This window comes from Pleomorphochaeta caudata (assembly GCF_055395745.1).
Genome location: NZ_AP042458.1, coordinates 1409839 through 1433514 on the forward strand (window position 1 = coordinate 1409839; position 23676 = coordinate 1433514).

A 23676-nucleotide genomic window follows, 5' to 3' on the forward strand; every position below is an offset into this window, starting at 1 on the left:
GATTTAATAAAGTAGCTATTATTTTTATAAAATTATTGAAACATTTTAATAGTAATTATTTTTGATTTAAACATTTTTTTTATTAAGAATATTCCTATTAGAATAAATAAAAGTTGTAATAGTAAAGTTGAAATAATCATTCCAAATGATGCAGAAAAATATGCAAGAGTTAAGGAAAATATTATTGGCATATACATAGATAAAAAAATTGATTTTTTATTGAAGAAATATGTGGCTATAAGATATGTATATAAAATTGCATTTATTGCATAAGTGATAAGAATAGACATTGATAAAATAGAGATTTCAAATTTTAAAAATAAACTAAAAACCATTAGCAAAAGAAAAAAGGGTATACAAATTATAATTTTTGCAGCAAATAAATAGAATCTTGGAATATTTAAGTTTGAAAAAAATATATTAATATTATTATTAATATCGTTATAAGTTGAATCTAAAAAGAATTGCCCATAACATGCTGCAATACTAAAGAGCATTAATAAATTTACTATAAGTTCCCATTCTACATCCGGTGAAGCATAACCTGGAATATAAATCATTAAAGGAAGTGTTACACTCATTGTAGTTAAGAATAATGATTTTTTAGCACTAAAGAGCCATTTTAATTCTGTTTTTATAGCTAATTTTAAATAGTTGATATTCATTAATAATTAGAAAATCTGATATAGAATTTTCATTAACCTCTCTTTTTATTTTTATTGTTTTATTTAAATTAGTAATATAACAATATATTTAAAAATTATTAAGATTAATAGTGAAAGTCAAATTTAAAATTAGAAAACTTTTATTTTATAAATATATAAAACAAAGGGGTCTTTATTGCATGTTAGACCCGTTTGTTTTTTAGAAATAATTTATTGGATTATTGAAACTTAAAAAAATATATATTAAGTAAGATCTTCGGTAACAAAAAATTCAAAATGTGGATCATCTCCAGACCAGGCTATAACATAAATATCAATTGTGATATTTCCTTTTGTATAAGTGTTAATATCTCCACCTTGAACATATCCATTTGCTAGAGCTGCATCTCTAAAAGGTTGTATGTCGGTACTTTCAATTAAAGCACCACCATTTTTTGTAGTAAAAGTAGACATGAATGTTTTAGCAGAGCTATCTTCTGAGTAATAGAAAGTATCATCTGGATAATTAGTAAGATTACTACCAATAGTATCTCCAAAACAATTAAAAGCATCTTGTGCAGATTTTAAATTTGCTAATGCTTCACCAGAGTAATTATTGAACCAACTAGGATATGTAATTGATGGGGATAATTCACAACTAGTAAAGATAAAAAAGATTGAAAAAATAATGACAACTAAAGAATAAGAATAAATTTTTTTCATAGTAATACCTCCATGATAAAATTTAAAAACATAAAATAATAACAATAAGCCAACTAAGTAATTCTAACATTGAATTAGAAAAATATAAAGAATTTGTTATATTTTTAATTTGTACACATTTGTATATAATTATATATATGGTAAGTAATTAAATAAAATTTTCTTATAATTTGATTAAATCTATGATATTATTATTTATACAAATATTAAAATATTGTAAAAATAATTATAAAAATTTTGATTTGTTATTTTGGGTATTTTTTGTAAAAAATGTGTTGATTTTTTTTAATAAAGAAATGGATTTTTTTTTATACTTTTTTAATTTGACAAATTGATTTTTTTTGTAACAATAAACTGTTTTATATGTTGTCTTTTATATGCTTATATAGAATAAAAACTCTATATAAGCTCAAATTTTTACTCTATTAATTTAGGGTATGATTAATTTATTTTTTGGAGGATTATATGAAAAGAATATTAAAACTAGTATCTAGTTTTATCTGCATGGGAATAAGCATATCTTTTCTTTTAAGCTGTTCACTTTTTCCAGAGAAAGGTACAGTTTCGTTATCATTGACTGATGCACCAATCGCTGATAGCGCTGCCGTTGAAGGTGTCTATGTTACTATTACAGGCATTGCCTATAATTTAAATGATGATTGGATTATTGATGAGAATTTTGGGGAACCTAAAAAATTTAATTTGTTAGAATTAACAAATGGTGAAGTTGCTCCATTATCTACAATATCAATTGACTCAGGTCATGTTTCTCAAATTCGCTTTTTATTAGATGCCGAATTAGATGGAGCAGAAGCTCCTAAATCAAGTGGAGGAACTTCAGGTTGTTATATAGTTATTGATCCTGATGGTTCTGCTGACGGAGCTGAGGATGTAAACGATAATATTTATTCATTAAAAGTTCCAAGCAAAGAGCAAAGATTTACTGGAGCTTTCGATATTCCTCAAAATGGAACAGTAGAAATAACTGCTGACTTTGATGTTCGTAAATCAGTAACAAAAAGAGGAACTAAGGATGAATATATATTAAAACCTACTATTAGATTAATTGTTAATAATCAAGCAGGAACTATTTCAGGTAATTTTGAAGATTCAGATGATAGTTTTGATTCTTATTCTATTTTTGCTTATACGGATGGAGATTATAATATAGCAACTGAATATGATGATGTTAAAGCAGCGCTTGAAGCAAATCCTGATTCAACTGATGAAATATTCTTCTCTAATGCAATTAGTAGCGCTCAGGTTAAAGATGATGGTGATGGTTCATTTAGTTATGTTTTACCTTTCTTGGCAAGTGGTACGTATGATTTAGTTGTTGTTGGAATTGATACTGATGGTACTTATAATATAGTAGATGATGATTCTTATGTAGATCTTTCAGTTTTATCTGAAGAAACAACTACAGAAAATATTTATTTAGGATCAGATTAAAATCAAAAGATATTTTTATATTAATGTAATAAAAACTGGGAAGCTTAATATTGCTTCCCAGTTTTTATAATTATTTAATTTATTAAAATGTAAATTTTGAACCCACACAAGATAGATTACAATTATCTTTAAATTCTTGTATGAATCTTGATATTGCATAAATACCAGTACAATGCATTGGTACAATTATTTCCGGATTCATTTCTTTTAGTGCAGTTATAGTTTTTTCTGTAATATCAGATTCTATTTTTGGTGGCAAATGAAATCCACCAATTACGCCATATAATTTTTCAATTCCAGTTATTTTCTTTGTATAATTTATTGTATTAATTATTCCAGCGTGAGCGCAGCCAGATATTATGAGTAGTCCTTTATCTTTTATATTTATTGCGATAGCTTGGTCATCTAAAATATTATCAAATTCTTTAATACCTTCTCTCATTACGTAGGATTCATAATTTAGTATTTCAAAATCATTAGTTCTTGGAATTTGCCCTGTGACTAAAAATAATTCATCGTTAGAAATATATGGATTAAGAGATTCAATAATAGGATTACCATGTTCAAGAATATCATTTTTATTAGGACAATCATTTATTATAGTTTTACCATTATCTACAAAACTTCTTCCACTTAGAAATACATCCGGATGTGCTATAACATTTGCATTGTTATTTAGTTGAGAGATAACCCAAGAAAGTCCATGAGTATGATCGCTATGTGCATGACTAATTACTAAATCTTCAATTGTTTTTAAATCTAATTCTAATATATCAATATTATTTTTCAATGATATTCCATTTTCAGCAGTATCTAGAAGAATATTATGTTTTTTATTTCCATCATATATGCTTATAAAAAGGCATAAACTATGTTCTGCCATTAGGGGGACTTTTAATTCTTTTCCATTTTTAGAATCCATAGCTCTATTTACATATTTAGTATTTTCTAAAATCCAATCAGCATAATTATCCATTATTACTGTTATTTCAACTTTATCAACAGCCTTTAAACTTTTCATATTTTCCTCTTTTTTTTTATTAATGCATAATATTTAATTTTTATCGAGTATATATAGTTTTGGATTAGAAATAATTGTTAAATTAAGTCTTCTAAATATGTTTTATCAAAAATGTTTTAGAAACGTTGTTATAACAAATTTTTTACATATGTGTAAAATAGTATTTCATTTGGTACCCATTAATATAATGATGTGATAAAGTTGTAATGTTTGTGCTTATTGAGGGGGTACTTTTATGAAAAAAATAATAAAAAAATTATTTATATTTTTATTATTCAGTTCAATTTTGATAAGTTGTTCAGTTGATCCTGAAGTTTATCAAATATCTTATGAGTTAGACGGTGGTACTAATAAAGCTTCAAATCCTAGTACCTATATTAATGAGAATTTACCAATTATTCTTGAAGAACCTACTAAGGAAGATTATGAATTTGGTGGATGGTATACAGATAGTCATTTTGTAAACGCAATAACTCAAATATCTAATGAAAATATTGGAAATAAAACTCTTTATGCAAAGTGGACTATTAATGAAAATTCATATGAACTTTCAAAAAAGAGTGAGAATCTTATTACTAATACAGATAATTTTAGTTTATATGATTCTTCTGATAATAAAATAGCTGATGCAAAAATTAATTCAAAAACTGGAATTTTAACTTTAACTCCAGTTGTAGCAGATAACCAAATTGCAGATGACTATTATTTTGCAGAAGAAGATTCAACTATAAAAGCTAAGATTATCTTAAGAAGTGATAGAGCAAAAATAGTTGATGAAGATGCTGCAACTCCGATGTCTAAATCTGATTTATTAACATTAATGGATAAAAGTAGTGATGCAGAAATAAATAATATTGAAGTTTTTGGTGTAACCTCTATGTTTGATTTATTTAAAAATATAAATGGATTTAATGCTGATATTTCAAATTGGGATGTAAGTAATGTTACAGATATGTATGGTTTATTTAGAAATCAATCGGAATTTAATGCTGATATTTCAAAATGGGATGTAAGTAGTGTTAAAGATATGAGAGTTATGTTTTCTGGGGCTACATCATTTAATCAAGATATTTCTTCTTGGGATGTAAGCAGTGTTACAAATATGGGTTCTATGTTTGCGAGTTGTAACAATTTTAATGGAGATCTATCAAAATGGGATGTAAGTAGTGTAACTAATATGAATTCTATGTTCGCGTATAATAACAAGTTTAATGGCGATTTATCAAAATGGGATGTAAGCAATGTTACAACTATGAATAGAATGTTCTCTGATAACAAAGCATTTAATTGTGATTTATCATCTTGGGATGTTGGTAACGTAACTGATATGTATCAGATGTTTTTTAGAACTGAAATATTTAATTCAGATATATCAAGTTGGGACGTAAGTAAAGTAACCAATATGGGCTATATGTTCTATTATAATAAAGTTTTTAGTTCTGATTTATCAAAATGGGATGTAAGTAGTGTAACCGATATGAGTTCTATGTTTTATTCTTGTAAAAATTTTGATTGTGATTTATCAAGTTGGAATGTAAGTAATGTAACAGATATGAGTGACATGTTCTCTACTGCTGAAAAGTTTAATTCAGATCTATCAAGTTGGGATGTAAGTAGTGTAACTGATATGAGTTCTATGTTCTCTTATGCTCCTGAGTTTAATTCAGATCTATCAAGTTGGGATGTAAGTAGTGTAACCAATATGAGTTATATGTTTTCTCATGCTACTAAGTTTAATTCAGATTTATCAAGTTGGGACGTAAGTAGTGTAACTGATATGAGTGGTATGTTTAATACTTCTAATAGTTTTAATCAAGATTTACCTGCTTGGAATGTAAGTCATGTAATTAATATGAGTTATATGTTCTATGGCAATGATGCTTTTAATTCAGATATATCTTCTTGGGATGTAAGCCATGTAACCGATATGAGTTTTATGTTTAGCAATTCCTCTATCTTTAATACAGATATATCATCTTGGGATGTAAGTAGTGCAACTAATATGAGTTATATGTTTTATATGGCTTCTGAATTTATTCAAGATCTTTCAAAATGGAATGTTGAAAATGTAACCACTATGGAGAGTATGTTCTTTTATGCGACTAAGTTTAAGGCTGATTTATCAAGCTGGAATGTTGAAAATGTAACTAATTGGAATGGCATTTTTACAAGTACATCAATGACTGATGAATTAATGCCTGAAAAGTTTAGAAATAATTAAATTCTAAATATATAAAAAACTAAGAGAGTATTCATTCTTATATAAGAAGCTCTCTTAGTTTTTATTTTATAAAATAAACATAATATTTTTTATTAAGAAAGGTTGTTGCTATAGGTCTCTGATAGCATGGGCATATATAAACCAGTTTGATATTTTTGTAAGAAAATTAAAAATTTATTAAAGCTCATAGGTTGTACAAAGTAATTTCCTTGTACATTTTGTATTTTAAGATTTCTTGCATATACTAGTTGGTGTTTATTTTGAATATTTTTTGCTAGTAATTTAATCTTTAAATATTCAGTTAAATTAACAAGTAAATCATATAAATGTAATTTATTTTTTGTACTATCACTTTCTTCATCTAATAAAGAAAAATCTATTTTAATTGTATTATAATGCTGTAATAATAGTGCATGCATATCAAAATTTTCTTCATCAAAAACATCTAATGCAATTCTAAATCCAGCGGCTCTAAATTCATTGAGTTTCTCTTTATAAATATTATTGCTTAAGTTTTTATCTTTAATATCAAATTCTATTTGTTCTGGTTTTATATTTGATTCTTCTGCTAATTTTAATATATCCGGAAGGGAAGTTGATATAATTGTCATAGCACTTACATTAATAACAATAAAAAAATAATCAGGAATAACTTGTTGTTGTTTTAGATTAGAAACTGATTTAAAAGTTTGTTTGATAATTGTTTTATCAATTTTTTCCATAAGATTCATTTCATAAGCAATGTCTTTAAATCTTGAGGCTTCAATAACTCTATAAGAATCTTTGTGCCATCTTGCAAAAACTTCACAACCAATAACTTTTTTCAAGTCTAAATCAATAATAGGTTGGAAATATGGGGTGAATTCGGATAAAGTTTCTTTGCTTTCAAAAGCTTGTTTGAATTCAAAGAAATCTTGCATATTATATCTAATAATACTATCGGCAATAAGGTAGGGGAGATTGCGTTGTTTTGCAATTACTAATGTGAAATGAGCAAGTTCTATCAATTCTTCAATTGTTTTTGTTTGATAATGATATCCTGAAGTTGCAGTTCCAATAGTAGATTTTGTTAGTAATATATTTGTTGAATTATATTCAGTAATAATTTTTGATATGAAATCAGAAATTTCTTTAGTTCTATTTTCTTGATGTGCTGTTTGTTTAGGTATTTCTTGATTTTTAGAATCTGGAAATTTTTCTATTATTATAAATCTATTAGATGAAATTTTTATAACAGGGGTATTACCCATTAATGATTTTAACTTTTTCTCTAAAATTTTTGAAAATTTCTCATAATCATTTGATTGAATTAGTGGTCTATAATCACCCTTCTGAGAAATTTCAATACTAATACAAAAGTAATCAGATATTTTATTTGAAAGATTAGGGGTAATTTGCTGTAACTGCTCTTTTAAGTCCATACTCTTTTTATTTTCTTTAGCAATGTGTTTGCTAATGAAAGAAAGAGTTAATAGAAAGCATCCAATAACAGAGAAGGAAGGGGATGACGATATGAGACCAAAAATAATTAAAGATAAGTCAATTATTATTTCAATATAATAAGTCATATAATGCATTCCCCTCCCAATTGTATCAGAGTCTTTTGATACAACTCTATTCCGTTGGTTTAACGAAATAACTACCTCTGTTCTTTAATAGGAGCTTTGTACCCTCTACTATTGCTGTTAATGGATTTTTAGAAATATAAAAATCAAGACCAATTCTATTGTTTAAGAATTTATCAATTCCTGTAATAAGTGCTCCACCACCATTTATTACAATACCATTTTTAATTATGTCTGCTGAAAGTTCAGCTGGTGTGTTTTGTAAAACTTTTAAAATTGTATTTGAGATAGTTTCAAAAGGAGGGATTAGTACATCCCTTATTTCTGTTTCTGTGACAACAATTTTTTTAGGAAGTCCTGTAACCACATCTCTTCCACTTGCAGTGGTAGTTCTTTCTTCAGTAATTTCTTCATTGAGGGACCCTATTTCTACTTTAATTCTTTCAGCAGTTGTTTTACCTATTAATAAACCATGTTCATATTGCATATAATTCATGATTGCATTATCGAAATAATTTCCTGCTGTTCTAATTGATTCTGATACAACAATATCACCAAGAGAGAGAACTCCAATGTCTGTTGAACCACCACCAATATCAAGTACCATTGATCCATTACTACTGTAAACATCTAATCCTGCACCAATACCACCAGCTTTAACTTCTTCTTCAATAAAGATATCTCTAACGCCTAGTTTTTGAGCAAGACCAATTAAAGAATCTCTTTCTAATTGAGTTACTTCCGAAGGACAGCAGATAAGAACTGTTGAAGATTCAACATTTATGTTTTCAACTTTTTTAAGGGCATGTTCAATCATTTTTTTTGCAGAATCCATATCTGAAATAACGCCTTGAGTTAAAGGACTTACAATCTTAATTCCTTGATGTCCTCTACCTATCATATTTGCAGCTTGATGTCCAATTGCAATTACTTCGTGAGTATAATAATCAAATGCAATTACTGATGGTTCGTTGAAAATGATTCCATCACCTTCTAGGTATACCAGCATGTTTGCTGTTCCTAAATCTATTCCAATATTTTTAGCTTGTGGTTTTTCTTTGCCAATTTTTAACATATTCATCTGTAAACCTCCTACAACTGAAGTGGATTGATAAGATAGTCTCCTCTATTTTTTAAGAGGTACTTTGAGCCTTCTGCAACGCAGGTTAGAGGATTGGATACTACTCTAACTGGGACTTTAATTCTTTCTTTTATGAAATCTTCAACACCATAAACAAGAGCTCCACCACCAGTGATTAGAATTCCATTTTGGTAAATATCAGCTGAAAGTTCAGGAGATGTATCTTTAAGAATAGCTGTGATTAGTTTTACTATTTCGTTAAAAATTGGTTCAAGAACTAAACGGATTTCTTCATTATTTAATTCTACCCATTTAGGAACACCTCTAACCATATCACGACCAGCATATTTTGCTACTGTTTTCTTGGCTTTTGGATTTAAATCAGCTAATTCCATTTTACATCTTTCAGCTGTTAACTCACCAATTTCTACACTTCTAGTTTTTTTGATGTATTTAGTTATTTCTTCATCCATATGGTTTCCTGCCATACGAATAGATCTTGATAGAACAATATCACCAAAGGATATTACTCCAACATCAGTTGTTCCACCACCAATATCTACTACTAAAACACCTTTAGATTTGAAAATATCTACTCCAGCACCAAGTGCTCCTGATTTGATTTCTTCTTCAATAAATACATCAGGAATATTTAACTTTTTAGCTAAATCAATCATTACATCTCTTTCGATTTTTGTTACTTCTGAAGGACAGCAAATAACACTTGTTGATTGACTTAAGTCTTTTTCGGTTAGATTTTCAACTTTTTTTAGAACGTAGGAAAGGAGTTCTTTAGCTGCTCTCATATCAGAAATTACACCATTTTTAAGTGGTTTTACCACAGAAATTTTGTTGTGTACTTTTCCGAGCATTTTATGTGCATCTTGACCAGCTGCAACAATTTTGCCAGATTCCTTATCAAACGCTATAACAGAAGGTTCATTAAAAATGATTCCTTTTTTTTCTAAAAAAACCAATAAATTAGCTGTCCCAAGATCAATTCCTAGACCCAATTTTTCATTTTCTTTTTCTGTAGCCATATTTGACACTCCTTTTCTACATCTCGCCAAAGCTAAGTGTTGAATTCTTTTTTAGTAATTTCTTACATCCGTCTACTACTGCAGTCATTGGAACCTCAGATAGAGTTACTGGTACTTGAGAAATTTCATGGATGTATTCACAAATTCCACTGATTTGAGAACCACCACCAGTAATAAGAATTCCACTATCAACTAAGTCTCCTGCTAATTCAGGAGGAGTTTCTTCTAAAGTAGAAAGAAGTACTGATTTTATTGCTTCAAAGCAAGATAGTAAAACATTACGTATTTCTGCTGCTTCAATTACGGTGTGACGAGGAAGTCCAGATACGAAATCTCTACCCATAGCTTCATAGGTTAAAGGATTATTATCTTCATCTGTTGGGAGAGGACCTGTTAATGAAGCAAGTTTTATTTTTATGCTTTCTGCTGTTTGACTTCCAATTTCCAATTTATGAACAGCTTTTACATGATCTATAATTTGACGATCAATATAATCTCCAGCAACTTTAATTGATTTTGATAGTACGACATCACCAAGGGAGAGAATACCAAAATCAGTAGTTCCGCCTCCAATATCGATTACCATGTGACCTAATGGAGCAAAAATATCAATTCCAGAACCAATAGTAGCAGCTTTAATCTCTTCATCAATAAGAGTGTTTTTAATGCCTAAACTATATCCTAGTTCAAGGATTGCACTTTTCTCTGTTTCTGTGATTTCTGAAGGGATACAGATAATCATTTTGTTGATAGCTCCAACATTTGAAAGGAATATCTTATCTAGAGTAAAGAGCAAAATTTGTTTCACCATCTCAATATCTGAGATAACTCCACCTTGAAGTGGCCGAACGACCTCAACTTTATCATGAGTTTTACCCACAAGTTTTGCAGCTTCAAATCCTACAGAAACGACTTTTTGTGATGCTTTGTCTATGGCGATGATTGAGGGTTCATTAAAAAGAGTTCCCTGGCCTTCAACATAGATAAGTAGGTTGGATGTTCCGAGATCGACACCCACAGACAAGTTTTTTTCTTGATTCATACGTAGCTCCTTTTTGATACGGAAGATCACTTTGGAATTTATCAAAAGGGACAACGCACAGTAATGCCGTTAGATAAAATTATCTAAAGAGTTTATGCACATGGGTATAATAATCCCGTTAAAACAATTGCTAAACAACAGGCAAAAGTATAACTTTAGCCATCTGAATTTGCTTATACAAATCCTACCCATGTGTTAATACAAAAGATAACTTCACGGGTTTGCTGTTAGACAATTATTTCTAACAAGTTTTAAAATATACATGTAATAATCTCAATGGTACTATTGCGGACCAGCCAGCATGAAAGATCTCTCTTTTTTAGCTCTGTGACTTTGCGTATACAGATTTCCCTGTACTTGCCCTTTGAATAATACAATTATCAAAATCCTTTTTAGCATAATGTTTTTTAGCTGTCAAGATATTTTTTTATCTAGAAATTAACCCAAAAATGATTAAAAATGTTTCTAAAAAAAATTATTTTAAAATATTATTCTACTAGCAAAAAAGTATGTTTTATTAATATTTTTTGTAAAAAGTCTTGGTGTTAAATTGCTTTTTTTTGGCTTTAAATTTTGTTATGTTTTGTTTAATTTTGTCTTGAATAAATCATTTATTAAAAAAATAATTAATGAAGATAAAATATTTATGATTTAAAGTAATTTTTTGTTAAAAATTTAATTTACTTAATTGGTGTCAGATATATTCTAAAAAAATACCTTTAAATAAGTTAAAAATGTTTTACATTAATATACGTAATAACTTTTATCATAATTAATTTGCTGCTTTGACCTATGGAATATGCAAGAGAAAGTAGTGTAATAAGTAGAACCAAAATAGATGCAAAAATATTTATACAATAAAGCTGATATTTTGTTAATTTTTTTATATTTTAGTTATAATACTAATTAATTTAAAATTTGCTGAGATTATTGATTCTTTTTTATATCGAAAAAAGTTTAATATTTTACTAGAAATTTATAATAGAGAAAGAAATAAGAGTTTAAAAAGTTAGTTAAAATCTAATTAGAAATTAAGAATGATTGTGTATTAATTGTCATTAGAAAAATTATGTTTAAAATGAATTACTATTCATATTTAGATTCTTTGTAGATGAAAAAAATTGGGAGCTTTTCTTAAATATAAATATATGAATAGATTATCATAAGTTTGGTAAAAATTAAGAAATATTTCTTAAATAAAATAATTAAAAAGGGTAATGATATTTTTTTTTGACATTTACTATGTCATATGTATAAATGTTATAACTTATTATTAAAAAATTTAATAATCTGATCAGAAACTTAAGTTATAAAATAAGAATAAGCAATAAACTTTTGCCAAATTCTCTTATAATAAATTGCTTAAAATGAACATTATTTCATATGAAATTATTATCATATTAAAGCTGATAAAGAATTTTTATTAAGACAACTAATTAAATTAAAACTTATCTAATTTTTGCTATTTGTTTTATTATATTATTTTACTTATAAAATATATTAAAAAAATAGATTTTTAACAGAAAATCATATTTTTTTTCTGATTATTTTATCGAAAAAAAGATGTTTTTAAGCAAAAAAAAATTTAAAATTTAATTATTTTTATTAATTTTATATATAATTTTAATAAAAAAATTTAAATTACCATAATTTAATTTTTTCAAGTTTTAGGACAAATTTTGTAAAAATTGTCTAAAAAAATGTAAAAAGGGGAATTTAGAGTAAAACTACTCATTAATAAATAATAAGTAGTATTATTAAAAAATAGAAAATTGTTATAAGTATTTTTAATTAAAATAATAGAAATTAATCATCTTCATATAATTCATTAACTGTATCCCAAGCTTCAGCCTTTCCTTCCCGAAGTTCACAAAGTAAATTATATTGATTTAGAAGGGTTCTTAAATGTTTATCTTTGATTTGAATTGAATCATCAATGCCAATTACAGCTTTTAATTCTTCACTTTCTTCTGGTAGGTTAATGACTCTATTATATTCATTTAACATCTTTTCTTTCGTCATGTGAAAGAAATCTTTTACCTCAAGAAGAAAGGGTGGCATATATTGGCGTCTCTCTAAATCTTGAGCAGTTTTTTCTATTTTAGCTTTACTTGAATCTGATGCTAAATTATCATATTTTTCTTTTAAATCATTCATATTATAAATCCTCCTAAGTTAAGGATACTTAAGAGGATATAAAAAAGCAAGGAAAATGCTTTCTTGCTAAATAATTAGTATAGTCAAAACTGTTGTATCATTTAAGACAGCGTTTAGTTGTATATCCTTGGATCAATTTAGTATCGATTTTTATCGATTTTGGGGATTCTGGTGGATTTGTAATTAAATCAAATAAAAGGTTTGCCATCTTTTTTAGATCTTGTTTTACAGTTGTGATTGTAGGGTAATGAATTAAATCAATTACATTATCAAAGCCTACAATAGAAATATCATCAGGAATTAATAAATTTTGTACTCTTGCTTCATTAATAATTCCTAAAGCAATAATGTCATTAGCACAGATTATTGCAGTTGGAGGATCGCTTAGTGTTAGAAAATATTTAAGTGCATTTGTTCCATTTTCTAAATCCAATTTTTCACCTTTTTCATAAATGTATTCTGCTCGAAAAAGAATATTTTTATCATTTAATCCTTTTAAATAACCTTCTTTTCTGCTAATAACACTCATATAATCATTTGCACAACCAACAAAAGCAATTTTTCGATGATTTAAATTATATAGATATTCAACAACATTCTTAGCTGCTTCAACATTTTCTGAGGAAACAACAGAAAAATGTTTATTTATTTTTCTATCTAATGTTACAATAGGTAAATTAAGTTCATGTGTTTCAAAAATTGAATAATCTATACCTTCTGTTACTATAATCCCAGAGAATCTATTTGCTAAACAATATTCCAAATACTCATTTTCACGATTTTTTTCATTTTCTGTATCACAAATTAATAGGGTATATTTATTAGTTAAACAAATTTTATTTAATTCTTTTATTAATCTAGTAAAAAAAGGATTGTCAATATCATAAATAAATATTGCTATAGAATTGTAACTTTTTGAAAAAATATTTCTAATATTTTGATTTGGAATATAATTATATTCTTCTATAATTTTTTCAACTTTTTCTCTTACTTTTTGCGAAGTGGAAGGAGATTTGTTGATAACTCTAGATACTGTTGCAGTGGAAACTCCTGCTAATTTTGCAATTTCTCTAATTCCTATAGATTTATTATTTTTGTTTTCTTCCATAAAGCCTCTAGTATGTTACATGTTACATTTGTATAAATGTGTATATTTCATATTCAATTTGTATAGTAATATAGATGAAAGAAAAATACAACAAAAAAATATAAATTACTTCAAAAATATGTAACATGATACATATTTAATTAATTAGTTTAATAATTTGCTTCTAAAAAAGATAATCAATTTGTTCTTTTTTATATTTAATAATACAAAATATAATATTAGTAATAAATAAATTTTTTATTAAAAAAATAGTTAAAAACTAAAATAATTATTAATAAATTATGTAAAATATAAAAAAATCTAATAAAAATAATTATATTATTTTTTTATTGACAGATGAATTTTTATAACTTACTATAAATGTAACAAGATACATTTTAACATAGTTTGGGAGAAGCAAATGAATAATAGAACTAGTAAATTGAGACAAAACCTATTTGATGTAGAGCCAAGAGTTTGTTCTCAGAGATGTGTAATTTTTACAGAATCTATGAAAAAAACTGAAGGTTTATTTAATTCAGAAAGAAGAGCAAAAGCTTTTTATGAAGTTTTAGATAAAATGAGTTTATATATTAATGATGGTGAACTGATAATTGGAAATATGGCAAAATGGCCAAAGGCTTCTCCCATTTTTCCTGAATACTCTATTGATTGGTTAAAAAATGAATTATCTGGGACTCCTTATTTTTTGGATAAAAGACCTGGTGATAAGTTTATTTGTGAAGAAAAAGAAAAAACAGAAATATTGGAATGCATTAAATACTGGGAAGGTAAATCTTTTTATGAGACATTTAGAAAGACTCTTCCTAAAAAAATAAATGAAGCTTGGGATGCAAATGTTATAGATGATACTTGGGTTTCTGCTGCTGGTCTTGGTAATGTTGTTGTAGATTATGAATTAGTTGTAACAAAAGGGCTAAGAGATGTTATAGAAAGGACAAAAAATGCTATTGATAATTTAGATAAAAATGAAACAGATTATGAGAGAAAATTAGCATTTTTAAATTCTATATTAATAAGCAATAATGCTGTTATAAACTTTTCTAATAGATTATCAAAAGAATGTTTATTAATGGCAGAGAAATGTTCAGACACTCAAAGAAAACAAGAATTGTTTGAATTATCGGATATTTGTAAAAATGTACCTCTTAATCCTGCAAAATCATTTCATGAAGCAGTACAAGCTATTTTTATCATTTTACTTTCAATTCACTTAGAATCTAATGGACATGCATATTCTTTAGGTCGTTTTGATCAATATGTATATCCTTTATATAAAGCGGATTTAGAAAAAGGAATAATTTCTAGAGAGAAAGCTTTAGAATTAATTGAATGTTTTTATATTAAATGTAATGAATTGAATAAATTAAGAAGTTGGCCTGATACTGAATTCTTTTTAGGTTATCAAATGTTCATCAATATTGCTGTTGCTGGTCAAGATGATTATGGTAATGATGCTACAAATACTATTTCTGAATTATGTGTTGAAGCATGTGAAAATTTAAAATTGTTTACTCCTTCTGTTTCAGTAAAATGGTTTGATAAAACAAGTGATAAATTTATGTTGAAAGCTTTAGATGCTATGGTTGCTCATCAAGGGGGCCAACCAGCATTCTATAATGATTTAGCTTTCATGAGAACTTTAGATAATATGGGAATAAAAAAAGAAGACCAACACAACTGGGTTCCAACAGGTTGTATAGAAGCTTCTATTCCTGGTAAATGGGATTTCGCTGCAAAAGGTCCATGGTTAAATGTAGAAAAAATACTAGATATTTTATTGAATAATGGTACAGATCCAAAAACAGGATTTCATTTTTATGATATGAAAAAAGATATTAAAGATTTTGAAAGTTCTGAAGAAATCTTAGAAGAATATAAAAAATTGATTAAATATTTTATAGATTTACAAGTTGAAACTGAATATATCAATGATGAATTACACGTAGATATGGATATAAATGCTTTTAGATCCTCATTGATGGAAGATTGTATTGCTAGAGCTAAAGATTTAGTAGAAGGTGGTGCAATATATTCTGCTGATGGTGGACCTACTGCAGGAACTATTAGTTCTGGAGATTCTTTGGCTGCAATTGATTATGCAGTATTTAATAAGAAATTATTTAATATGGATCAATTATTATATGCATTAAAAACAAATTTTGAAGATAATTCAACTTCCCCTAGTGGTTCAGAAATACAATTAATTTTAAAAAATAAAGTTCCTAAATTTGGTAATGATGATGATCAAGCAGATAAATGGGTTGTAGCAATTGAAGACTTTATAGGAAAAACTTATAGATATGATTGTAAAGGTTATAAATATGGGAAAGGTCCTATACCTTGTTGTTTTTCTTATAGCCAAAGTCCAGTTTCTGGAAATATAGCTTTTGGGAAAAGTATTGGAGCAACACCAGATGGTAGAAAGGCTGGAGATCCAGTTAATAATGGTATTTCTCCTGCAAATGGTTCTGAAAAAGAAGGTATTACTGCTGCTTGTAATTCAATTATAAAATTACCTAGTGTTTGGTTTCAAAAAGGTGCAATATTTAATATGAGACTAGCACAATCAATAGTTAGTTCCCCAGAGAATAAAGAAAAACTAATTGCTGTTATAAAAGTATTATTTAAAAATTATGGACAACAAATTCAATTTAATATTGTAGATAATGAAGTTTTCAAAAAAGCAATGAAAAATCCAAATGATTATAGAGATTTGATGGTTAGAGTTTCTGGATATAGTGCATTATTTACTTCTTTATCAAAAGATTGTCAGTTAGATATCATTAACAGAACAGAATTGAATTGGAATAATTAAGATATTATGGAAAACCAATTAAAAGTCTTTAATATTGAAAGATTTGGTATTGCTGATGGGCCAGGAATTAGAACTGTTATTTTCTTAAAAGGCTGTTATTTAAACTGTAAATGGTGTGCAAACCCAGAATCTCAAAGCTTTAAATCAGAGGTTTTAGTTAAAAATAATATTTGTATTTCTTGTGAGAAATGTCTTAATTCTTGTCCTGTTTCAGCAATAGAATTTAAATCTGGTTTTGGATATATAACTGATAATGATAAATGTACTCAATGTGATAAATGTATAGAAATTTGTCCAGTTGGCGCAAGAGAATTAGTTGGTAAATATTATTCTGAAAGGGAATTAATTGAGCAAATATTAAAAGATAAGCAATATTATTTAAATTCAAAAGGTGGTGTTACTTTTACTGGAGGAGAACCTCTAGTAAATTCAAAAGCAATAAAAAATATAGCTCAAATTCTAAAAAAGGAAAATATAAATACTTTAGTTGAAACCTGTGGATATGTATCTACAAAAAATATTATTGAAGTAAGTAGTGTAATTGACTATATATTTTTTGATATCAAGCAAATGGATAGAGAAAAACATAAAGCATTAACTGGTCATTCAAATGATTTGATTTTAAAAAATCTTGATTGGTTATCAGAAAATTTCAAAGGAGACCTTTCTGTTAGATATCCATATATTCCTGGCTGCAACGATTCAATAGAAGATATAAATAAATTTTTTGAATATATAAAAGCTAAAAAAAATATTAAAGAAATAGTTTTTTTACCTTACCACCGATTAGGATTACCAAAATATTTGGGCTTAGGTAGGGTGTATGAAATGGGAGATTTAGAATCTTTAAAAGTTACACAACTTTCATATTTAAAAGATGTAGCTAAAAACTTTGATCTAAAAATAAAGATACAATAAAAGGAAAAATAATGAGTGACAAAAGGAGTATTGTAGCTTTCGATTGTGGAAATTCTTCATGCAGAGTAATTCTTGGTAATTATGAAAATGGGAAAATAACTACTAGAATTATAAAGCAAATCGAAAACAGAATGGTAAAATTTAATGAATATTATCATTGGGATATTTTATATCTTTATAATGAGCTTTTGGATGGTTTGAAAACTATCGTAAAAGAAGATATAAAAATTGATTCTATAGGAATTTGTACTTGGGGTGTAGATTTTGCTTTTTTTAATGAAGAAGCATCTATGATAAGTAATCCTTGTTCATATAGAAATGAGCATGGAAATGAGATTTTGAATGCATTATCTGATGAAACAAGAGAAAATCTTTTTTACTTAACTGGTATTTTGTCAGATAGAATTAATTCGGCTTATTTAATGAAATCTTTATTAAATAATTCATCGTTGATTAAAAATAATTCTAAAAAAGTTTTAATGGTACCAGATATATTGAATTTCTTTTTTACTGGAGTTCAATTAAATGAACCAAGTGAACTTTCTACAACACAGTTATTTGATGTAAGTAGTAAAGCTATAAGTAAAGAGGCTTGTGAGGTTTTAGGAATTAATCCATCTCTTTTTTGTAACATACCAAAACATGGTGAAAAAATATCTAACTTAAAAGATATTGTTAAAGAACAATTAGAGATTGATTATGATATTCCAGTGATTTGTGTTCCCTCTCATGATACCGCAGCAGCAATATTAGCAATTCCTTCTAAAACAACTAGTTTTTCATTTATTAGTGCTGGAACATGGGCATTGATTGGATCTGAAATAGAAAATCCAATAATAAATGAGGATGTAATATCCAATGGTTTTACTAATGAACTTGGTGCATTTGGAAAGATTACCTTGTTAAAAAATAGTCCAGGAATGTTTATTGTTCAAAAACTTAAAACTGAATATGAAGCAGAAACTAATAAAAAAATTGGTTGGAAAGACATAGACAAAATGATTATGGACTCAGAAGGAAAAGCAATTCCATTGTTTATTGTAACTGACTCAAGATATTTTAATCCTATTAATATGTCTAATGAAATTTGGAACTATTTTATTAAAACAAATCAAGTAAAAACAGAAAAGAATTGGGAATTAATTTTTTCTAGCTTTAATTATTCAATGGCTTGTAATTTTGCTATCAATTTAGAAAAAATCGATAAAATAAATAATAAAAAATTTGAATCTGTTTTTATGGTTGGTGGGGGAACTCAAAACAAAATTTTATGCCAGTTAACAGCTAATATATCTAAGAAAACAGTGATTACTTGTGGAAAAGAGAGTACTTCATTAGGGAATATTTTGTCTCAAATAAAATATTTTGAAAAAGAAAAAACAATTGAAGATCTAAGGAATATTATATCTAGAAGTATTGATACTACTTCTTATTATATAGATTCAAATAATAATTCAATTTTGAATTCTTATTGTGATTTGTTAAATAAAAAGGAATTTTCAAATGGCTAATAATATTTTAGAAATGAGAAATATAACTAAAGAGTTTTTTGGTAATGTAGTTTTGAAGGGTATAAATTTAGAAATCCAAAAAGGTGAAGTTCATATTTTAGCAGGAGAAAATGGGGCAGGGAAAAGTACATTAATGAAAATTCTTTCTGGTGCTTACAAATTAGATAGTGGTGAAATAATTTTAAACAATGAAAAATTGGAGCATCTTACTCCTATTTCTGCTTTAAAAAAGGGAATTAGTGTTATTTATCAAGAATTTAATTTAATACCTTATTTATCAATTTTTGAGAATATTTTTTTAGGAAAAGAATATAAAAAAGGCTTAAAAATTGATACAAAAAGAGAAATTCAAGAAGCACAAATTTTAATGAAAAAAGTTGGATTAGAAGTTAAAGCTACAACTCTTGTCCATGAATTGAGTGTTGCTCAGAAGCAGTTAGTCGAAATTGTTAAGGCTATTTCAAATGAAGTAAAAATTCTTGTATTAGATGAGCCGACTGCATCAATTACAGACAAAGAAACAAAAATGTTATTTTCAATTATCAAGGATTTGAAAAAAGAGAATATTGGTATTATTTATATTTCTCATAGAATGGATGAATTCTTTGAAATTGGTGATAGATGTACTGTAATGAGAGATGGTTCCTATATAGGAACAGTAAATATTTGTGATACAAATGAAGCAGAAATAACAAAAATGTTAGTTGGTCGTGATGTGGAATTTCAAAGACTTCATAATGAAGTAGTAGATTATTCGAAAACAGTGCTATCAGTTAGAAATTTGTTTTATAAGAAATTATTAAAAGATATTAATTTTGATTTATATAAAGGTGAAATATTAGGTTTTGCTGGTTTAGTTGGTTCAGGAAGAACTGAAATTGCTAAATGTATTATTAGTGATTATAAAAGAACTAGTGGTGAAGTATTTTTTAATGGGGAAGAAATGTCTCCTCGATTAGATAAAAATATAGCCAACGGAATTGTATATCTAAGTGAAGATAGAAAAGATGAAGGTTTGATATTAATGCATAATGTTGTAGAGAATATTAATTTACCAAATCTTAAGCAAGTTGCAAATCCATTTATTAACACATCTATGATGTCTAAAAAATCAAAACAATATGTTAAAGATCTAAATATCAAAGGCGGCTCAATAAACCAAAATGTTGTTAATCTTTCTGGTGGTAATCAACAAAAAGTTGTAATTGCAAAATGGTTATATTCTAATGCATCAATTTATATTTTTGATGAACCAACAAGAGGTATTGATGTTGGTGCTCGAGAAGAAATTTACAATATTATGTACGACTTAATAAAAAAAGGTGCATCAATAATATTAATTTCATCTGACTTAGTTGAAATTCAAAAAATGAGTGACCGTATTTTGGTAATGAAAGAAGGTCAAATTAGTACAATTATAAAAAATTCAGATTCCTTAACTCAAGAACAAATCATGGAATCAGCATTATAAAAGGAGAAATCAATGAAACTTAATTCAAATAAAAATATAAACATTTCATCTATTACGCTATATTTAGGTATATTAGTAGTCTTTGTTGTTTTTCAAATAGTATGTCAATTCTGTGGTAAGAACTTTATTACTTTAGTCAATATTTTTAATATTATTACCCAGTCTAGCATTATTTCAATTATTGCTATTGGTGCATCACTAGTAATACTAACTGGGGGTATTGATTTAAGTGTTGGCTCTATAGTCGGATTTGTTGGAATTTTTGGTGGTTTATTGATAAAAGCTGGTACTCCATTATTTTTCGCTTGTCTATTATGTATTGTAGTTGGTGGCATATTTGGTTTAGTAAATGGAGCTTTTGTAAGCTATGGTAAAGTTCCTTCTTTCATAGTTACTTTAGGTTCAATGCAAATTGCTAGAGGTCTTGCTTTACTGATAAATGGTGGGCAGCCAATTTCAAGTTTCCCAAAAGGGCTTGGTTCTTTGATGAGTACTAAAGTTTTAGGAACAATTCCAATTTCCGTTTTTTACGTCATATTCTTTTATATAGTAATGATTTTTGTTATGCAAAAAACAATTTTTGGTCGTCATATTTATTCGATAGGTGGAAATATTCAAGCTGCTAGATTATCAGGAGTTAGAGTATATCGAACAGAAATGTTGGTATATGTATTATCTGGAATTTTTGCTGCAATTGGCGGAGTTATGCTTTTAGCTAGACTAACATATGCAGATCCAAATGCTGGTGCTGGTTATGAAATGAATGCAATTGCTGCCACAGTTATTGGAGGGATTTCTCTATCAGGTGGTAAAGGAAAGATTGGAAATACATTAATTGGAGCTATTTTATTAAGCACTTTAACATGTGGTTTACAAATATTAAATGTAGCAACTTATTATCAATCAATAGTTATTGGAATGGTAATTGTTGGTGCTGTTTTCGCAGATAAACAAAAGGAAAGAAAAAGTGAATAAAATTAATTTCTTCAAAGGAGGATTATTATGAAGAAAGTTTTTATATTGGTTATGTTGATATTATCAATATCATTAGGTTCTGTTTTTGCATCTGGTACCCAGGAAACTGGCAATGATGAAAAGACAATAGGTTTTGTTGGAATGACAATGAATAATGAATATCACATTACATTAGCAAATGGAGCTATTGTTGAAGGTAAAAAACTTGGTGTTAAAGTTGAAGCTCAAGCAGGAGATCAACATTCAAGTGCTGCTCAACAATTGACAATTATAGAAAATATGATTGCAAATGGTGTTGATGGTATTTTATTAGTTCCAAGTTCTTCAGATGGATTAGAATCTGCTTTAATGCAATGTAAAGAAGCTAATATTCCAATTATTAACTTAGATACAAAATTAACACAAAAAGTAATTGATGATGTTGGAATTGATGTTCCATTTTATGGTACTAACAACTATGAAGGTGCAAAAATGGCTGGTGAATATGTTGCTGCACATTTCCCTAAAGGAACAAAAACTGCAATTTTAAAAGGAATTGAAGGTCAAACAAATGCTGCTGATAGATACAATGGTTTTGTTGATGGCGCAAAAGATACAATTAAAATTGTAGCAGAACAAACAGCAAACTGGGAAGTAGACCAAGGGTATACAGTAACTCAAAATATTATTAGTTCAAATCCTGATGTAGAATTATTCTTCTGTTCTAACGATAACATGGGTATTGGTGCATTAAGAGCTATTAATGAAGCAGGTTTGAAAGATCAAATACAAATAATTGGATTTGACGCAGTTAGTGAAGCTTTGAATTTAGTTGAAAGCGGAGAATTTTTAGCAACTGTAGCTCAATTCCCAGCAGAAATGGGTAGATTGGGTGTAGATAATATGGTCAAGATTTTTGAAGGTGGAGAAGCTGAAAAAAGTATTGATACAGGTGTAAAAGTAATTTTAAAAAATGATGTTAGTAGTTTTAAAGATTATTTAGCAGAATTTAATTAATAAGTAAGGAAAAATTATGAACTTTAAGAAAGAATTAATCGCAGCTGGATTAAAAATGTATAATTCAGGGTTAACAATTGAAACTTGGGGAAATATTAGCTTAAGAGACCCAAAAACAAATTATGTATATATGACTCCAAGTGCAATGTCATATGATTCAATTAATGAAGATGATATTATAGTTTGTAAATTAGATGGTGAAATTGTAGAAGGAAAAAGAAAACCTACAATAGAAAAAGATTTACATTTGGCTATTTTTAATAATAGACCAGAAGTTAATGCTGTAATTCATACTCATCCAATGTATTCAATGATTTATGCATGTCAAGGAAAAGATATTCGATTAATTACAGATGAAGCTGCTCAAGCATTAGGTGATGTTTGTAGATGTGCTGATTATGCACTTCCTGGTACTAAAGAACTTTCAGATAATTGTTCGAAAGCTTTAGGTAAAACCGCTAACTCTTGTTTGCTTCAGTCTCATGGAGCAGTTGGTGTCGGTTGTGATTTAGAAGCTGCATTTAGAGTTTGTAAAGTTCTTGAAGTTACAGCTGAAATAAATTATATGATTGAAGCTTCTAATGGAAGCCCTATATATATTTCGAATGAAAATATTGAAGCCATGAAAAATTCTTTGGTTCCTTTATCAGTTAATTTAAGGCATTTGATACGTTTATCATTATCATTACCACTTCTATATAGAAATCCATCAAATTCCATTTTTTGGAGCATTCTAGCTACAGTTGGTTCTCTAATAGCCATTTTATCAGCAAGTCCTTTTTGAGTAATGTCGTCACTGATGTGTATATAGTACATAGCAATCCATTGTGTTCTTGGGATACCATGAGAAGAGAGTTGTTCATCTAATGTTTTTGCAAAAACTTTTCCACTTCGACTTGTAATTAAAGCAAAACAATCATCAAGATTAAACAT

18 protein-coding genes, 1 pseudogene and 1 riboswitch are annotated in these 23676 nt (G+C 27.4%); of the genes and pseudogenes, 9 read left to right on the plus strand and 10 right to left on the minus strand.

The features are described 5' to 3' along the window. Positions 1 to 32 precede the first annotated feature (32 nt). Positions 33 to 665 carry a hypothetical protein gene (locus tag ACZ5RS_RS06480; RefSeq protein ID WP_464638544.1) on the minus strand — a complete coding sequence of 211 codons (633 nt, stop codon included), beginning with the start codon at positions 663 to 665 and terminating at the stop codon, positions 33 to 35. Positions 666 to 908: 243 nt separating this feature from the next. Continuing rightward, positions 909 to 1367 (minus strand): hypothetical protein, encoded by a 459-nt coding sequence (locus tag ACZ5RS_RS06485; protein ID WP_464638546.1) that lies wholly within the window; start codon positions 1365 to 1367, stop codon positions 909 to 911. A 465-nt stretch (positions 1368 to 1832) separates the two neighbouring features. Between ACZ5RS_RS06485 and ACZ5RS_RS06490 the strand changes: the two genes are divergently transcribed. Then, on the plus strand, positions 1833 to 2819 hold the full coding sequence (locus ACZ5RS_RS06490) for a DUF4382 domain-containing protein (RefSeq protein ID WP_464638548.1): 987 nt from the start codon (positions 1833 to 1835) through the stop codon (positions 2817 to 2819). Positions 2820 to 2901: 82 nt separating this feature from the next. On the opposite strand, the gene ACZ5RS_RS06495 is transcribed toward ACZ5RS_RS06490, so the two are convergent. Continuing rightward, a complete protein-coding gene (locus ACZ5RS_RS06495) occupies positions 2902 to 3840 on the minus strand; it encodes an MBL fold metallo-hydrolase (RefSeq protein ID WP_464638550.1) in 939 nt (312 codons plus the stop codon). Positions 3841 to 4075: 235 nt separating this feature from the next. Here ACZ5RS_RS06495 and ACZ5RS_RS06500 point away from each other — a divergent pair, with 235 nt between their 5' ends. Continuing rightward, positions 4076 to 6061 carry a BspA family leucine-rich repeat surface protein gene (locus ACZ5RS_RS06500; protein ID WP_464638552.1) on the plus strand — a complete coding sequence of 662 codons (1986 nt, stop codon included), beginning with the start codon at positions 4076 to 4078 and terminating at the stop codon, positions 6059 to 6061. 92 nt (positions 6062 to 6153) lie between these two features. Here the strand turns inward: ACZ5RS_RS06500 and ACZ5RS_RS06505 are convergent, their stop codons facing one another. The 6 genes from ACZ5RS_RS06505 to ACZ5RS_RS06530 all read right to left on the minus strand — a co-directional run bounded on the left by ACZ5RS_RS06505 (position 6154) and on the right by ACZ5RS_RS06530 (position 14054). Beyond that, positions 6154 to 7629 carry an EAL domain-containing protein gene (locus ACZ5RS_RS06505; RefSeq protein ID WP_464638554.1) on the minus strand — a complete coding sequence of 492 codons (1476 nt, stop codon included), beginning with the start codon at positions 7627 to 7629 and terminating at the stop codon, positions 6154 to 6156. 46 nt (positions 7630 to 7675) lie between these two features. Further along, a complete protein-coding gene (mreB, locus tag ACZ5RS_RS06510) occupies positions 7676 to 8707 on the minus strand; it encodes a rod shape-determining protein MreB (RefSeq protein WP_464638556.1) in 1032 nt (343 codons plus the stop codon). Positions 8708 to 8718: 11 nt separating this feature from the next. Continuing rightward, positions 8719 to 9747, minus strand: coding sequence for a rod shape-determining protein MreB (gene mreB / locus ACZ5RS_RS06515; protein WP_464638558.1), 1029 nt, complete (start codon positions 9745 to 9747; stop codon positions 8719 to 8721). Positions 9748 to 9763: 16 nt separating this feature from the next. Next, positions 9764 to 10789: a rod shape-determining protein MreB gene (mreB, locus tag ACZ5RS_RS06520; protein WP_464638560.1), complete on the minus strand. Its 1026-nt coding sequence runs from the start codon at positions 10787 to 10789 to the stop codon at positions 9764 to 9766. Between the two features lie 283 nt (positions 10790 to 11072). Continuing rightward, positions 11073 to 11161: riboswitch (cyclic di-GMP riboswitch) on the minus strand. 1434 nt (positions 11162 to 12595) lie between these two features. Further along, complete coding sequence (locus ACZ5RS_RS06525) at positions 12596 to 12946, minus strand: hypothetical protein (RefSeq protein WP_464638562.1); 351 nt, start codon at positions 12944 to 12946, stop codon at positions 12596 to 12598. Positions 12947 to 13043: 97 nt separating this feature from the next. Continuing rightward, on the minus strand, positions 13044 to 14054 hold the full coding sequence (locus ACZ5RS_RS06530; RefSeq protein WP_464638564.1) for a LacI family DNA-binding transcriptional regulator: 1011 nt from the start codon (positions 14052 to 14054) through the stop codon (positions 13044 to 13046). Positions 14055 to 14454: 400 nt separating this feature from the next. Here ACZ5RS_RS06530 and ACZ5RS_RS06535 point away from each other — a divergent pair, with 400 nt between their 5' ends. The 7 genes from ACZ5RS_RS06535 to ACZ5RS_RS06565 are packed head-to-tail and all read left to right on the plus strand — an operon-like array spanning position 14455 to position 23527. After that, positions 14455 to 16872 carry a glycyl radical protein gene (locus ACZ5RS_RS06535; RefSeq protein WP_464638566.1) on the plus strand — a complete coding sequence of 806 codons (2418 nt, stop codon included), beginning with the start codon at positions 14455 to 14457 and terminating at the stop codon, positions 16870 to 16872. A 6-nt stretch (positions 16873 to 16878) separates the two neighbouring features. Continuing rightward, on the plus strand, positions 16879 to 17790 hold the full coding sequence (locus tag ACZ5RS_RS06540) for a glycyl-radical enzyme activating protein (protein ID WP_464638568.1): 912 nt from the start codon (positions 16879 to 16881) through the stop codon (positions 17788 to 17790). Positions 17791 to 17801: 11 nt separating this feature from the next. After that, positions 17802 to 19301 (plus strand): rhamnulokinase, encoded by a 1500-nt coding sequence (locus ACZ5RS_RS06545; RefSeq protein ID WP_464638570.1) that lies wholly within the window; start codon positions 17802 to 17804, stop codon positions 19299 to 19301. Next, positions 19294 to 20772 (plus strand): sugar ABC transporter ATP-binding protein, encoded by a 1479-nt coding sequence (locus ACZ5RS_RS06550; RefSeq protein WP_464638572.1) that lies wholly within the window; start codon positions 19294 to 19296, stop codon positions 20770 to 20772. The genes ACZ5RS_RS06545 and ACZ5RS_RS06550 overlap by 8 nt, the downstream gene beginning before the upstream one ends. Before the next feature lie 12 nt (positions 20773 to 20784). Continuing rightward, the gene (locus ACZ5RS_RS06555) at positions 20785 to 21747 is read left to right on the plus strand and encodes an ABC transporter permease (protein ID WP_464638574.1); all 963 of its coding nucleotides are present in this window, start codon (positions 20785 to 20787) and stop codon (positions 21745 to 21747) included. 27 nt (positions 21748 to 21774) lie between these two features. Beyond that, complete coding sequence (locus ACZ5RS_RS06560) at positions 21775 to 22743, plus strand: sugar ABC transporter substrate-binding protein (protein WP_464638576.1); 969 nt, start codon at positions 21775 to 21777, stop codon at positions 22741 to 22743. A gap of 16 nt (positions 22744 to 22759) precedes the next feature. Next, positions 22760 to 23527 (plus strand): class II aldolase/adducin family protein, encoded by a 768-nt coding sequence (locus tag ACZ5RS_RS06565; protein WP_464638578.1) that lies wholly within the window; start codon positions 22760 to 22762, stop codon positions 23525 to 23527. Here ACZ5RS_RS06565 and ACZ5RS_RS06570 read toward each other — a convergent pair. Then, positions 23470 to 23676 (minus strand): annotated as a pseudogene (locus ACZ5RS_RS06570) (hypothetical protein); the annotation flags it as partial. The gene ACZ5RS_RS06565 and the pseudogene ACZ5RS_RS06570 sit on opposite strands and share 58 nt — an antisense overlap.